The following is a 15,049-nucleotide window of genomic DNA, read 5'->3' as shown; positions in this document are numbered from 1 at the left end:
AATTCTTCCTATGCATTGAATAATTACATATTGCTAAGGATGAAAGATAGCGAGCCGAGCTTCATAATCTCGGCTGATAGATAAATGTAATTACTGCCCATCTGTAACTCCATTAGTATTAATTTCAACAATGACTTTGGCGTTAGTTAAACCAGAAACTCGCTGACTATCTGCTGGAGAGAGGGCAATTTTCACTTCTACTACTCTGGCATCAATATCTGCTGCTGGATCTGTATTCAGGACATCTTTTTTGCCAATTTTTCTGCCAATTTGAGTGATGCTTCCCTTTAATTCTTTTTCAAATGCGCCGTTATCACTAGTAATAGTCGCTATTTGACCAACACGAATTTTACCAATACTGTCTTCAGCTATTTCTGCAACCACAAACATTTGATCAGTTTGTCCAATTTCTGCAATGCCATTTGCACTCATGACTTCGCCTGATTTGGTGTGAACTTTTAATATCTCACCTTGAGTTGGTGCTTTGACATAGCTTAACTGGAGTTCTGCTTGGGCTTTTTTGACAAATGCGATCGCATTACTAACTTGGGCTTGGGCTATTTGGATATCAATAGGACGAACATCTAAGAACCTGCTCAATCTAGCCCGTTCTTCGTCGATTTGCTTTTGTAAGGTGGCTAAAGTTTTGTTGCGGGTAGCTGTGGCTTCAATCAGTTGTTGCTGCAAAGTAGCGATCGTTTGAATTTGGGTAGCTCTAGCTTGAGTGATTTGCTGCTGCAATGTTCCTAGTGCTTGTCTCAAACTGGCTTGGGTTTCACGCAGTTGCTGATTAGCTGTAGCCGCACGCAAACGCCTTGTATCTCTTTCTTGCTGAGAAATAGCTCCTTCTTTGTACAAGAACTCATAGCGTCCGGCATCAACTTGAGCGTCACGCTGTTCGGCTTGTATTTTGGCAATGCTTGCTCTTAAACCATCTCGTTGCCCTCTGAGTTCAGCTTCTAGACGTTTAATGCCAGCTTGTTGAGCATTTTTCTCTCCACTTAACTCAGCGGCAATGCGGGCAATGGTGGCTTGTTGAGCATTGCTTTCACCAGATAATTGTGCTTGTAAACGAGCAATAATTGCTGTTTGGGCTTGAATATCTCTTGGTGAAACAGCTTTGATTTGCGCTAAATTAGCACGCGATTCTTGTAGTTTAGCTTTTGCTTCTTCGACTGCTGCCATGTTGGTATCACGGCTGTCTAGAATTGCGATAACTTGACCTTGTTGTACTCGTTGTCCTTCTCTCACCAAAAGTTGTTGCACTCTTGCTGATAGTCCTGAGTTGGGGGCAGCTATTCTAATGACTTCTCCTCGTGGTTCTAATCTTCCTACCGCACTAATTGTTTTGATCGATGGTGCTACTGATACGGAGGATGTGAGTTTTCTTAGCTGCTCAATTTTGGCTGTAGCTAGGAACCCTGCTGCGATCGCTACTGGCAGGGCTACAGCAACCTTCAACCAAATTTTAGATTTTTCTAGTCCCTGTTCTTTTAACTCTGGCTTATCAGTCACCCTTGACATGGTATATTGCCCGTTTATCTGATTTGTACTAATGGAAGTAAAAAAGCAAATTAGCCACAGTTGAATTAGTCAAAAAGAGTCATAAGTAAACTGCCAGCTATTGGAAAATAAGGCTGGTTTTAGATTAGTTATTTACTTATAAATCCATTGCCTGATTAGCACCCAAGGCTTAGAATTTTCTGCAATGGCGCTCTTTATTGAAGGCAGGAGTTAGGGGGCAGGAAGCAGGAGGGAAAGCTAACGTAAGCTGCGACCATTTAAGACCCCCCACAAGAGTTCAGTGGCTTCAAATCAGGAGGGGTCTAATCCCATGCATGATTTGCTCCTTCTGCCTCCTTCAATGACTGGCTATTTAATAGTTTCTGAGTATGAGATGTGATTGCACTAAAGATTAAGGGAATTCAAACTATTGAATTCACCAACTCCAGCACCCAGATACTATTTATTTGAGCAGGTTATTTTGAAAGGCAACCCGGTATAAATTTGGTAGGTATAATAATGCAGACATCTTCTCGGCGTAGGCTATTGCCAAGATTGTCTACAACCAATAGAATAGGTTAACAAATTCAGTTATCTCGGTTTACTGATAACTGTTTGTTGATTCCATAGTTGAAACTAAGGGAATGTGTCAAAAAAATCTAAAATCGGCTTTTTCTCAATCTAAAATTGGCACTATCAATTACCAATTGAAACATATCTGTCAAATAGAGCATTCCTAACATCACAGTTTCCTTATCTTGATTATTAATCTGTGAGCATGGTTGGTTGCTGACATCGAATAAGACAACAAATATCTTGGCTTATCTACTGCGAAGATTTGATGCGCTACTTTCCCTGCTGTTGTTTTTTGACTCCATTCAACTCTGGTTAAATGAATTCTACATTTATCAGTTGGGGGAAAACGTAACAGAGCTTACAGATAGATAGATGAGAAGCTGAAGAGTTGGAGTTTGGGGGGTGCAGAGTTTTGACGCTTGAGCTTTAATTATTGTGGTAGGTCGAATAATACAGTAGTCATGTAGTTTTCTGCCCAATCTATGCCAAATGCCTTTTCTAGCACACGTCTGGTTTTATCGTTTTGCTGTTGTTTGGTACAGTAGTTGTGTTGTCCAGCCAGAATTGGGGCTACTTTTTCTGGTGGAACGGGGTTAGATGCGATCGCATTTTGGCAATGGATTTCTAAAAATTCTTGTACGCGAGAGAGAAACAATGTTTCTTCTTCTGGGGAACCGGGACGAATAAAAATACAAAAATCAGAAAATATAGCTCCCCATTCCGGTAATTCACGGGGTTGGGAAAAGTCGATTACTGGTAGTTCAGTCAGTGCAGAATTATAAGCTACTGGTAAGATGCGTTCTAAGTTTACAGGAGAAAGGTCTGCGATCGCGGCACTAATTTGACCTCTACCCCCAACTAAGTCACAACCAAACATAGGGATATCGTATTCTGGACGGGGAAACATTACGCAATGCAAGATATCTAGCATATTCCCCACTTTTGCTAGTTCCAAGTGCATTTTGCGGAACTGTGGGCTTTGATAACAGCGATTTTCGATAATCAGTTTTTCGCCTTCTAGTCTACCTTCTACATATCCCAATTCCGCAGGCAAATTGTAGGGTGATAAGTCTAAGTATTTATGCCAAACTGCTTCAATTGTGTCAGCTAGTTGACAAATTAAGCGATGCTGTTGTTGACGTAGGGAGGGTGTAGAAGTAGAAGACATATTATTTTAACCATGTAATTCAGTATCTAGTTTACAATGTCAGGAGTAACAAATGCATAAGTCCTGATTGTTATATTACCCACTTAAGAAAAGCATCGTTAGCCTAAAACACAACAACTTTGAAGAATTATGAAAGCAATTAAAGTAATGGCAACTGTTGATGAACAAGGAAGTTTGTCCTTAGATCAACCATTAAGTATTATTCAAAATAGCCGTGTAGAAGTAATTGTTCTTATTCCAGAAGCAATAGAAATTGGTGAAGATTATGAACCGATGGAATCCAAAGAAGAAATTCTTCAAGATTTTCGTCAGGCTTGGCACGAAGCAATGACTGGAAAAACAATTCCTGTTTCTCAACTTTGGGAAGAAATTGAAAATGTCTGAACTGCCATTTATTCAAGTCGAAGTAGCGCCAAGATTCCAGCGCAATCTACGCAAACTAGCAAAGAAATATCCCAGTATTCGCAACGATATTCAACCAGTTATCAAACAACTTCAACAAGGGGAAATACTTGGGGATTGCATTCCTAAAATCAATTACGAAGTTTTCAAGTTGCGGGTTAGAAATAGCGACGTTCAAAAAGGCAAAAGCGGTGGTTATCGCCTCATTTACTATGTCAAAACTGCAACGGCTATTATTTTGCTAACCATTTATGCAAAATCTGAACAAATTGATATTGCCGCAGATGATATCCAAGGCATTATTTCCGCATATGAATCTGAAGGATAAACCTATGAAAGTTTTTATTTCAGTAAACAAAATATAGGAAAGTTGTTGAACTAATTTTCTCTATCGCCAAAAATCTGTTGCTTCATACCCCAATTCGGCTATCATCTGCCGCAATAAAGGTAAACTTAGCCCAATTACATTACTGTGACAACCCTCGATTTTTTCCACGAACAAACTACCAAATCCTTCAATAGCAAAGGCTCCAGCACATTTAAGGGGTTCACCTGTAGCTACATAAGCTTGAATTGCGCGATCGCTCACTTGAGCAAAATACACCCTCGTCACTTGACACTTGACAACACTTCGGTTTTGGGATGTGTCTATCAAAACATGACCAGTATACAAATCACCAAAATTACCTTGCATTAAATGCCAACGAGCGATCGCTTCCTCAGCATCTGCTGGTTTGCCATAAATCTCTCCATCCATAGCTAAAACCGAATCACAGCCCATAATCAATGCTGATGCAAACTGCGAAACTACAGTTTCTGCCTTACACTGAGCCAGAGTTTGTACCAATTGGGCAGGATCACTAAGTTGAATTTGTGACTCATCAAAATCACTAGGACAAACTCTTGGTTCAATTCCCACAGTTTGCAGCAAGCGACGACGTGCTGGAGAAGCAGAAGCAAGTATAAATTCAGGAATGGTCATAGTCAAAAAAATGGAGAGAATTGCTAATTAGGTAATGGGTAATAGTTAATAGTTAATTATTCACTAGAAAACTCTGTACCCAATCCCCAGTTCCCAGTTATCCAAATTAATTAATACACCGTAAAAGAATTGACAATTTCATCAATCATGCGTTGCAGTTTTTTCCAGCGCTTTTCCGGGACTGAAGCATTAAAGGTAAAAAGCTTACCACGGCTCACAGCGACACTAGAAATATTGTGTCTTTGTTGCCCATCAGGGAGTTGCACATCATACTCTAATAGGTAATATATTTTACCATCAGATTCTTTTTGAACCGCGTTGGTTAATTCGGCTGTACGTCCAGAATCTACAGGAGCAAGAGCAGCCTTACCTAACTTATATCCCACTTCTGTCGGAGTCCCCAATTCTGCCAAAGTTTTTCCTGCGGGAACAGGACTAATCACCACAGATACATTTTCTGATACCTCAATTAAATCATGGAAAACCACATCAGGCCCGTTGGCAACTTTAACTTGCAACCACCCATTAGGATATAAAAACTGATAACCATCAGCACTATCTACAAAGCTTTTGAATCCAGCAGCAGCCGCTACATCAGAGTTGCTGAAACTGAAGCTAAACACTAATAACAAAATTAAAGCAATTTTCTTCCACATTTATCAAAATTCCTTTAGACCCAAAGCAATATAAGGCAAGCGTTAATTGCACCGTCCTATTCTCCCATTAATGGGTACGCTTTGGGATATGGAGAGGATCTTCATAGCGATGCCTGTGGAGGACGTAGCCATCGTCATCCCTCAATTGAACCTTTTTGAACTGGATAGTTATTTTCGCCACACTACGCTAGTCAGATTGAACCGAAGATCATAGACATTCAACGTGATACATTCTCTGTAAGCATTCAATAGTGCCTTCTATTTCTATTTAATTGATTTTTCAGGAGTTGAGGAAATGACCGTAGCAGCAGATCCAGTGAAATTGATGAAGCAAGAAGTTGGTAAAGCCGCAGCCGCCCTGGTAAAATCAGGTTCTATTGTGGGGTTGGGTACAGGTTCAACTACAGCATACACAATTCAGTTTTTAGGCGATCGCCTCCAGTCTGGTGAAATCAAAGATATCGTCGGTATCCCCACCTCATTTCAGTCGGAAGTGCTGGCAAAACAGTACGGTGTTCCCCTCACCACCTTAGATGCTATTGACCACATTGATATTGCCATTGATGGTGCAGATGAGGTCGATCCCTACAAAAATTTGATCAAAGGTGGTGGTGCAGCACATACCCGCGAAAAAGTTGTAGATTATCTGGCAGAGCAATTCATAGTTGTGGTCGATAGTGGCAAATTAGTAGACCGCTTGGGTTCTAGTTTTGCCGTACCAGTAGAAGTAATACCAATGGCCATCACCCCTGTACTTAATGCCATTAAGAAACTCGGTGGTAAGCCTGAATTGCGTATGGGTGTCAAAAAAGCAGGCCCAGTCATCACCGATCAAGGTAACATGGTCGTAGATGTCAGATTTGACTCGATTCCAGATCCAGCGAATTTAGAAATCACACTCAATAACATTCCTGGTGTTTTGGAAAATGGCATCTTCGTTAATTGTGTTGATTTAGTTCTGATTGGTGAAGTTATAGATGGTAAACCTGTTGTTCGGCAAATGTAGTTAGCAATTACAGGTAAAAAAATCTAAAATAAAAGGGTGTGTTAACCACAATAGCAAAAACGTCAGTTAGCTATATCGTGAAGTAATGCACCCTAAAATTTTATGAATAATTGAATTAGGATATACTTATAAATATTCAATATTCATAATCCAAAATCTAAAATTACGTGATGCTATATAAAAGATTCGGACGCACAGAATTACAAATGCCCGTATTTTCCTGTGGGGGAATGCGATATCAATTCAAATGGCAAGATGTTGCACCAGATGAGATTCCAGCAGATCAACAAGAAAACTTAGAAGCAACAATTCATCGTGCCTTAGAACTAGGAATCAATCACATTGAAACTGCCCGTGGTTATGGTACTTCAGAAATGCAATTGGGAAAAATACTGCCTAAATTTCCCCGTGAAAAGTTAATTGTACAAACTAAAGTTTCCCCTGTAGCAGATGCCAAAAAATTCCGAGAAACATTTGAAAAATCTCTGGCATATCTTCAATTAGATTATGTCGATTTGTTGGGTTTACATGGTATTAATCATGCTGAATCTTTTGATTATAGCCTGAATTCTGGTGGTTGTTTAGAAGTAGCCAAGCAGTTACAAGCAGAAGGAAAAGTCAGATTTATTGGTTTTTCTACTCACGGACCAACAGATATAATTACAAAAGCGATTAATACCAATCAATTTGATTATGTCAATTTGCATTGGTACTACATCAATCAATGGAATTGGTCTGCAATTGAAGCTGCAAATCGCCTAGATATGGGAGTGTTTATTATTAGTCCATCTAATAAAGGAGGCTTGTTATATCAACCATCAGAAAAGTTAGTTAATCTGTGTTATCCATTGAGTCCAATGGTGTTTAATGATTTATTTTGTTTGAGTCATCCCCAAGTGCATACTTTGAGTATAGGGGCAGCAAAACCAACTGATTTTGATGAACATTTAAAAACTTTAGAATTATTAGATAATGCAGATAAAATTTTACCGCCAATTTTAGCCCGGTTAGAATCAGAAGCTATAAAAACCTTGGGAGAAGATTGGATAAAAAATTGGGAAACTAATTTACCAAGTTGGGAAGAAACACCAGGACAAATAAATATACGGGTGATTTTGTGGTTATTGAATTTAGCTTTAACCTATGACATGATTGAGTATGGCAAAATGCGCTATAACCTCTTAGGTAATGGCAGTTCCTGGTTTCCTGGTAATAAAGCAGATAAGTTAGAAGATTTAGATTTCCGAGAATGTTTATCCAAGAATCCCCAGGCTGATAAAATCCCGCAGATGTTAGCTAAAGCCCAGGAAATATTAGGGGGTGCAGAGGTGAAGCGGTTATCTCAAAGTTGAAGACTAGAAACTTCGTATATTTGATGATATACTAGGTTTTCACATATCAATAGTTAGTTGATACAATTAGCTAACACACATGAAATCTGTATTTTTGCAAATACCAAAACAAATAGAATTACCTCTACAGTTAGTAACTGCCCAAAAACAATTCACCTTTATCGATCTCTTTGCTGGTATTGGTGGATTTAGAATAGCTTTAGATAAATTAGGTGGTCAATGCTTAGGCTATGCTGAGATAGATAAACAAGCTATTAAAGTTTATCAGCAAAATTTCATCAGTTACTTCAATCAAAATGAAATTGAGTTAGGAGATATTACAAAAATTAGTGAACTTCCACCTAATGTTGACATAATTGTGGGTGGTGTTCCCTGTCAACCTTGGTCTGTTGCTGGTTGTTTAAGGGGATTTGAAGACAAGAGAGGAAAATTATGGTTTGATGTAATTCGACTGGTGAATAAAAATCAACCAAGAGGTTTTATATTTGAAAATGTGAGTGGATTAGCAAATCCTAAAAATCGAGATAATTTGGAACTAATTCTCAATGAATTGACAAATATAGGATATTGCATTAGATGGAAAGTTATTAATGCTTACGATTTTGGCTTACCGCAAAATAGAGAGAGAGTTTTTATTGTTGGGATTAGACGGGATATAGAAAGATGTCAAGAGTATAAATTCCCTAATCCTTTGAATATTCACCCAAAAGTTTTAGATATCTTAGATGATTTTAAAAATGTCAAAGTTATTGAGAAAGTTAAATTAGATGCAAATACTTTATTTAAAGGTGTAATTCCACCATCAAGAACTCGATTTCAAAAGGATGATGAGTTAAATGATTTTTTTATTTTCTCTGATTTAAGAAATGGGCATACAACAATTCACTCATGGGATATTATCGACACTACTAATAGAGAGAAACTAATTTGTTTGACTCTTCTGAAATATAGAAGAAGCAAAAAATATGGAGATAAAGATGGTAATCCTTTATCTTTTGAGAATTTTCGAGAAATCATCACTGATATAGAGATAACTGAATTAAATAAATTGGTTGAAAAAGGAATATTTCGGTTAATTGCTGATAATAAGTACGAATTTGTAAATTCTAAAAATATGACAGGTATTAATAATATTTATAGAATTATTTTACCTACGGCTGATATTTTCCCGACTTTAACTGCTACTGGTGCTAAAGACTATATCGCAACTGTATCTATTCATGCTAATCATCCACAGGAATATAAAAATCTGTTCTTAGAAAAAATTTACCAACCGCAGAACTATATCCCAATTACTGCAAAGCACGCTTGTAAATTACAAGGATTTCCTCCAAATTTTGAATACCATACAAGAGATGAAATAGCTAAAAAGCAGTTTGGTAATGCTGTTCCTGTACCTGTAGTTGAGTATGTAGCTAAAGAATTACTGAAGATTATTGATATCTAACTAATTTGGGTAAAAAATATCATTAAATTCTGCTGAAAAGTTTTCTTGTCCTAATTCTACAAAAAGTGATTGTAACTCCTCAAATGTATTTTCCTTACCAGAACAGAAATCCCAAAATTCATTTTCAACCCATATATCTTGGGTAATATCTAGAGGAGAACTCGATAGCATACTTTTTTGCTTTTCATACCAAGATTTTTTAAAAGGATTAAAAGGAATAGCAATACGCGCTTCTAAGTTAGCGTCAGGGTTGTTAGCGAATCTGTAAGCGTACCATTCTAGAATTTGTCTGTTAAATCCTTTAAACCCACCCTGATTTGGTTGTGTGGTTTTAATATCAAAAATATATTCAATACAATTTTTAGAAAAGTGAATATCTACTCCTGTTCCTGAAGGAGGAGATGTATATTTGATTATTTCTTCAGGATTAATTTTTAAAGCAGCTTGTCTCAGTCGCTGTATACATTCTTGAGTATCAAGAATATTCCCATTGTGTTTATTTTCACGCTGAGAAATTAGGTTGTTTAGTTCAATATCTAATTCTTTAGGAAATGGTTGAGGACGTAATATTTTTTCGGTAACGATTTCAAATCCATTTAATTCTGCTAAAGTTTTAGCGATAGGTTCCCAACAAGTTGTTCCTAAACTTGTTTCTAGTCCACCAATCAGAGAACGTATTCGTCTTTCTTTGGGAAAAATATCGTCTAATACTTGGTAATTTTCTATTTTCTTACCTTTAAAAAAATTTCTAATTGATTTTTTCAGATTTTCCTTAATGATTTGTTTAATATAGTCATCCATCTTTCATTATTCTCAAGAATTACACCCATTTACATAACTAGAAAAAAAGGTGAATAGATAATTGCTAATTTATCACACATTACCTATCACCTATGACCTATGACCTATCACCCATTACCTTTGGCACAACTAACACTTTATCAACACGGTTGCCATCCATATCCATGACTTCAAAACGCATACCATCCCATTCAAAATGATCTGCGGCTGCGGGAATACGCCCTAAATGGGTGATGACAAAACCACCTAATGTTTGATAATTTCCTCTTTCCTCTGTGCCTAATTCTTCTAAACCGAATAGGTCTAAAAATTCTTCTATACCTAACATTCCATCTACAAGCCAAGAACCATCTTCTCGTTGTACAGCTTGGGGTTCTTCCTGTCCAGGTTCTGCGGGGACATCACCGACAATTTCACTCATGATGTCATTCAGGGTAACTAATCCTTGAATTACGCCGTATTCATCGACTACTAAGGCCATGTGAGTGACAGTTTGCTTGAATAACTCCAATACTTTTAAACCACGAGTACTTTCAGGTACAAATACAGGCTGACGTAATCCCAAGGTTAGGTCTAAAGGTTCGTCGCGTAAACTCCTGGCTAATAAGTCGGTGACGGGAATAATACCTAGGACGTTATCTAATCCTTCTTGACAAACTGGATACCGAGAATAGGCACTTTCGACCATTTTATGGCGATTTTCTTCAGGAGAGTCGTCTAAGTCTAACCAAACAATATCAGGACGGGGTGTCATTAAGTAAGTGACTGGACGATCGCCTAAACGGAACACCCTTTCCACCATATCCTGTTCTGCTTCTTCAAATGTTCCCGCTTCTGTACCTTGTTCTATTAAAATTTTAATTTCTTCTTCAGTCACTTGAGGCTCATTTGAAGGTGTAATTCCTAACAATCGCAGCACGGCATCTGTAGAGGCACTTAATAAATACACTACTGGAGCGGCTAATGTAGCTAAAGCGCGCATGGGAATGGCAACACTGGAAGCGACTCCTTCTGGGTTGTTTAAAGCCAAACGCTTCGGTACCAGTTCACCAACAATTAACGAAAGATAGGTGATTACCAAAACCACTACTCCAAAGGCAATGGGTTGGCTATAATCGGCTAAAAATGGTACTAGCTGGACATATTTCTCCAGCCTTTGAGCAATGGTAGCACCACCAAAGACACCGTTGAGGATATTAATGAGTGTAATTCCAACCTGAACAATGGATAAAAAATGATTGGGAGACTCTGCTAGTTGTAATGCAGCCTGTGCATTCAGGCTTCCTTGATTGGCTAGTTGCTGTAATCTGACTTTCCGGGCTGAGACTATGGCCATCTCAGACATGGAAAATACACCGTTGGCGAAGATTAGCACCAAAATCGTTAAAATTTCAAAAGAGAGGGAAGACATTTTTAAAATTACCGCTATAGAGAAAAAAGATAGCTTAACCCTTAGTATCCAGTATTTAAGGTGATTTTATAAATGCTTTGACTATACAGAAAGTAGTAGTTATGTTTCTTCTGCCTATTAGTAGTTAAGGCTTATCATCAAAGTGCTATTCACACTTTATAAAATGGTTAAAAAGAACTACATCTAGATTTTCTTATCCCCTACGACTTCTAAATTAAGCATAAAACTTATGGCCTTTTCTTCTATCGTGCGTGCTTTGGCGCGATCGCCTCTTACCGCAGAACTGACTCTCAAACTCGATAAACAACAGGAGTTGCGGTTAAATGGTATTTCCCGTTTACCCAAGACTTTGATCGCTTCAGCTTTAGCCAACTATGAGGGTAAGGATTTATGTGTGGTGTGTGCCACTTTGGAGGAAGCTGGACGAGTTTACGCCCAAATGGAAGCAATGGGATGGAAAACTGTCCATTTTTACCCCACTTCTGAGGCTTCTCCCTATGAACCCTTTGATCCTGAAACTGAGTTAAGTTGGGGACAAATGCAGGTTTTAGCTGATTTGGTGGGTGGTAGGGGCGGGGAAACCCCGCCCGTAGCGAGTAAGTTACCTCAGAAAAATACAGCCATAATTGTTACTGTAGGTGCGTTACAGCCACATTTACCGCCACCGGATGCATTTAAATCTTTTTGTGTCACTTTAAAAAAAGGGATGGAATTTGATTTAGATGCTTTTAGCGAAAAAATCACGATTTTGGGATATGAACGGGTTCCTTTGGTGGAAATGGAAGGACAATGGAGTCGGCGCGGGGATATTGTCGATATTTTTCCCGTGTCCTCTGAGTTGCCAGTGCGCTTGGAATGGTTCGGAGATGAAATTGAACAAATTCGGGAATTTGACCCGACTACTCAGCGTTCTGCCCTGGATAAGATTAACGAAATAACTCTTACCCCAACTAGTTTTACACCAATTATTTTAAACGCTCTTAAAGATAATGAGGAATTCCAATCACTACATCCTGAATTAAATCCTGACTCGTTACTCAGTACTCAGGACTTAGGACTCTTAGAAGGTAGTCGGCGTTTTTTGGGTTTAGCTTTTGCAAAACCTGCATCTCTGCTAGATTATTTAGCCGAAAATGCCCTTGTGGCAATTGATGAGCCAGAACAATGTTATGCTCATAGCGATCGCTGGGTGGAGAATGCACAGGAACAGTGGGAAGAGGTAGGGGGTAGGGGAGAAAGTTACCAATTACCTAAAATTCATCGGTCGTTGGATGAGTGTTTAGTGGAAATTGGCAAATTTAAAAAGTTATATTTATCGGAATTGTCTGAAGAAAATACTGGTCTAAATTTAGCGAGTAGACCTTTACCTGTCACACCTCACCAATTTGCCAAGTTAGCTGAGACAATTAGACAAGAACGCGATCGCAAGTTTGCTGTGTGGGTACTTTCGGCTCAACCTTCCCGTTCTGTCTCTTTACTCCAAGAACACGACTGTCCAGCCCAGTTTATTCCTAATCCCCGCGACTATCAAGCGATCGATAAGCTGCAAATAAATCATACTCCTATCGCTCTCAAATATTCCGGTTTAGCAGAATTAGAAGGTTGTATTTTACCTTCTTTTCGGATGGTTATCGTCACCGACCGCGAATTTTACGGACAACATTCTTTAGCTAATTTTGGCTATATCCGCAAACGTCGCAAAGCTGCTTCTAAGCAAGTTGACCCTAACAAACTCCGTCCAGGGGATTATGTCGTTCATCGTAGTCATGGTATTGGTAAATTTGTCAAATTGGAAAGTTTGACAATTAACCACGAAACCCGTGATTATTTAGTGGTGCAGTATGCAGATGGTTTGCTGAGGGTTGCTGCTGACCAAGTTGGTTCTCTGTCTCGGTTTAGAACTAATGGAGATAAAGCCCCCGAATTACATAAAATGACGGGTAAAGCTTGGGAAAATACGAAAAATAAAGTCCGCAAAGCGATTAAAAAACTAGCGGTAGACTTGTTAAAGTTATATGCAGCGCGATCGCAACAAGAAGGTTTTTCCTATCCCGCAGATATGCCTTGGCAGGAAGAAATGGAAGATTCTTTCCCTTACCAACCTACCACCGATCAACTAAAAGCGGTGCAAGATGTGAAACGGGATATGGAAAGCGAAAGACCGATGGATCGGTTAGTATGTGGTGATGTCGGATTTGGGAAAACAGAAGTTGCAATTCGGGCGATTTTTAAAGCTGTCACCGCAGGTAAACAAGTTGCACTGTTAGCACCAACCACGATTTTAACTCAACAACATTATCACACCATCAAAGAACGTTTTGCACCTTATCCTGTCAATGTGGGTTTACTTAATCGTTTTCGCAGTGCGGAAGAAAAACGCAATATTCAAAAGCGTCTGGCTACTGGGGAATTAGATATAGTTGTGGGGACACATCAGCTATTAGGTAAAGGAGTGCAGTTTCGAGATTTAGGACTTTTGGTAATTGACGAAGAACAAAGATTTGGTGTGAACCAAAAAGAAAAAATCAAAAGTCTCAAAACTCAAGTTGATGTTTTAACTCTTTCTGCGACTCCCATTCCCAGAACCTTATATATGTCTTTGTCTGGAATTCGGGAAATGAGTTTAATTACCACACCACCTCCAACCAGAAGACCAATTCAAACCCATTTAGCACCTTTAAAACCCGAAATTGTCAGAAGTGCAATTCGTCAAGAATTAGATCGGGGTGGACAGGTATTTTATGTAGTCCCCCGTGTAGAAGGCATTGAAGAGACAACAGCAAACCTGCGAGAGATGATTCCAGGGGGAAGATTTGCGATCGCACATGGTCAAATGGATGAAAGCGAGTTAGAATCAACCATGCTCACTTTCGGCAATAATGACGCTGATATCCTCGTTTGTACAACAATTATTGAATCTGGTTTAGATATTCCGCGAGTCAACACCATTTTAATAGAAGATGCTCACCGTTTCGGTTTAGCTCAATTATATCAATTACGCGGACGTGTCGGACGTGCAGGAATCCAAGCTCATGCATGGTTATTTTATCCTAAACAGCGAGAATTATCCGATGCCGCCAGACAAAGATTAAGAGCAATTCAAGAATTTACTCAACTCGGTTCTGGATATCAACTAGCAATGCGAGATATGGAAATTCGCGGTGTAGGTAACTTGCTAGGTGCAGAACAATCTGGTCAATTAGATGCAATTGGTTTTGACTTGTACATGGAAATGCTAGAAGAAGCAATTCGAGAAATTAGAGGACAAGAAATACCCAAAGTTGATGATACCCAAATTGACCTCAATCTCACAGCCTTTATTCCTTCAACTTACATCACCGATATTGACCAAAAAATGAGCGCATATCGTGCTGTAGCAACTGCAAAATCCAAAGAAGAATTAACATCAATAGCAGCCGAATGGACTGATAGATATGGGACTATACCTGTTTCTGCAAATCAACTTTTGCGAGTAATGGAATTAAAACAAATCGCCAAAAATTTAGGATTTAGCCGCATTAAACCAGAGAATAAACAGCATATTGTTTTAGAAACTCCAATGGAAGAACCAGCTTGGAATTTGTTAGCAGAAAACCTAAAAGAAAGTATGCGTTCTCGTTTTATTTATTCTCCAGGTAAAGTGACAGCCAGAGGTTTAGGTGTGTTTAAAGCCGAACAACAATTGCAGACTTTAATTGACACTTTAGGCAAAATGCAAGGTGCAATTCCTGAAACAGCTTTAGTT

Annotated in this window: 12 protein-coding genes; 6 read left to right on the top strand and 6 right to left on the bottom strand. The window is 38.8% G+C overall.

Features of this window, described 5'->3' with window-relative positions; translation table 11 throughout:
- Positions 1-90: 90 nt before the first annotated feature.
- A complete protein-coding gene (locus ACSQ6I_RS19745) occupies positions 91-1,524 on the bottom strand; it encodes an HlyD family efflux transporter periplasmic adaptor subunit (RefSeq protein WP_438891998.1) in 1,434 nt (477 codons plus the stop codon).
- Between the two features lie 985 nt (positions 1,525-2,509).
- The gene (locus tag ACSQ6I_RS19740) at positions 2,510-3,247 is read right to left on the bottom strand and encodes a phycocyanobilin:ferredoxin oxidoreductase (protein WP_438891997.1); all 738 of its coding nucleotides are present in this window, start codon (positions 3,245-3,247) and stop codon (positions 2,510-2,512) included.
- Positions 3,248-3,376: 129 nt separating this feature from the next.
- On the opposite strand from ACSQ6I_RS19740, the gene ACSQ6I_RS19735 reads away from it, so the two are divergent.
- Together ACSQ6I_RS19735 and ACSQ6I_RS19730 are read left to right on the top strand one after the other, a co-directional pair.
- Positions 3,377-3,631 (top strand): type II toxin-antitoxin system RelN family antitoxin, encoded by a 255-nt coding sequence (locus ACSQ6I_RS19735; RefSeq protein ID WP_438891996.1) that lies wholly within the window; start codon positions 3,377-3,379, stop codon positions 3,629-3,631.
- Positions 3,624-3,977 (top strand): type II toxin-antitoxin system RelE/ParE family toxin, encoded by a 354-nt coding sequence (locus ACSQ6I_RS19730; protein ID WP_438891995.1) that lies wholly within the window; start codon positions 3,624-3,626, stop codon positions 3,975-3,977. Before ACSQ6I_RS19735 ends, ACSQ6I_RS19730 begins: the two co-directional genes overlap by 8 nt.
- Positions 3,978-4,037: 60 nt before the next feature.
- Here the strand turns inward: ACSQ6I_RS19730 and ACSQ6I_RS19725 are convergent, their stop codons facing one another.
- Together ACSQ6I_RS19725 and psbP are read right to left on the bottom strand one after the other, a co-directional pair.
- Positions 4,038-4,631, bottom strand: a complete 594-nt coding sequence (locus ACSQ6I_RS19725) for a nucleoside triphosphate pyrophosphatase (protein WP_438891994.1) — start codon at positions 4,629-4,631, stop codon at positions 4,038-4,040.
- Between the two features lie 110 nt (positions 4,632-4,741).
- Entirely contained in the window at positions 4,742-5,287 is a 546-nt protein-coding gene (gene psbP, locus ACSQ6I_RS19720) for a photosystem II reaction center PsbP (RefSeq protein ID WP_438891993.1), read from the bottom strand.
- 295 nt (positions 5,288-5,582) lie between these two features.
- On the opposite strand from psbP, the gene rpiA reads away from it, so the two are divergent.
- The 3 genes from rpiA to ACSQ6I_RS19705 all read left to right on the top strand — a co-directional run bounded on the left by rpiA (position 5,583) and on the right by ACSQ6I_RS19705 (position 9,092).
- Positions 5,583-6,293: a ribose-5-phosphate isomerase RpiA gene (gene rpiA, locus ACSQ6I_RS19715; protein WP_015216463.1), complete on the top strand. Its 711-nt coding sequence runs from the start codon at positions 5,583-5,585 to the stop codon at positions 6,291-6,293.
- Positions 6,294-6,463: 170 nt separating this feature from the next.
- Positions 6,464-7,645: an aldo/keto reductase gene (locus ACSQ6I_RS19710; RefSeq protein WP_438891992.1), complete on the top strand. Its 1,182-nt coding sequence runs from the start codon at positions 6,464-6,466 to the stop codon at positions 7,643-7,645.
- Between the two features lie 79 nt (positions 7,646-7,724).
- Positions 7,725-9,092, top strand: a complete 1,368-nt coding sequence (locus tag ACSQ6I_RS19705; protein ID WP_438891991.1) for a DNA cytosine methyltransferase — start codon at positions 7,725-7,727, stop codon at positions 9,090-9,092.
- Here ACSQ6I_RS19705 and ACSQ6I_RS19700 read toward each other — a convergent pair whose 3' ends face one another.
- A complete protein-coding gene (locus ACSQ6I_RS19700) occupies positions 9,093-9,893 on the bottom strand; it encodes a TdeIII family type II restriction endonuclease (protein ID WP_438891990.1) in 801 nt (266 codons plus the stop codon).
- A gap of 97 nt (positions 9,894-9,990) precedes the next feature.
- Positions 9,991-11,304 (bottom strand): hemolysin family protein, encoded by a 1,314-nt coding sequence (locus ACSQ6I_RS19695; protein WP_438891989.1) that lies wholly within the window; start codon positions 11,302-11,304, stop codon positions 9,991-9,993.
- A 229-nt stretch (positions 11,305-11,533) separates the two neighbouring features.
- Here ACSQ6I_RS19695 and mfd point away from each other — a divergent pair.
- Positions 11,534-15,049: transcription-repair coupling factor (mfd, locus tag ACSQ6I_RS19690; RefSeq protein ID WP_438891988.1), on the top strand; the 3,516-nt coding region annotated here is incomplete at its 3' end.

Origin of the sequence: Anabaena sp. WFMT (genome assembly GCF_051781005.1) — a bacterium.
GTDB lineage: Bacteria > Cyanobacteriota > Cyanobacteriia > Cyanobacteriales > Nostocaceae > Anabaena.
This window is presented reverse-complemented; position numbering and strand designations above follow the sequence as displayed.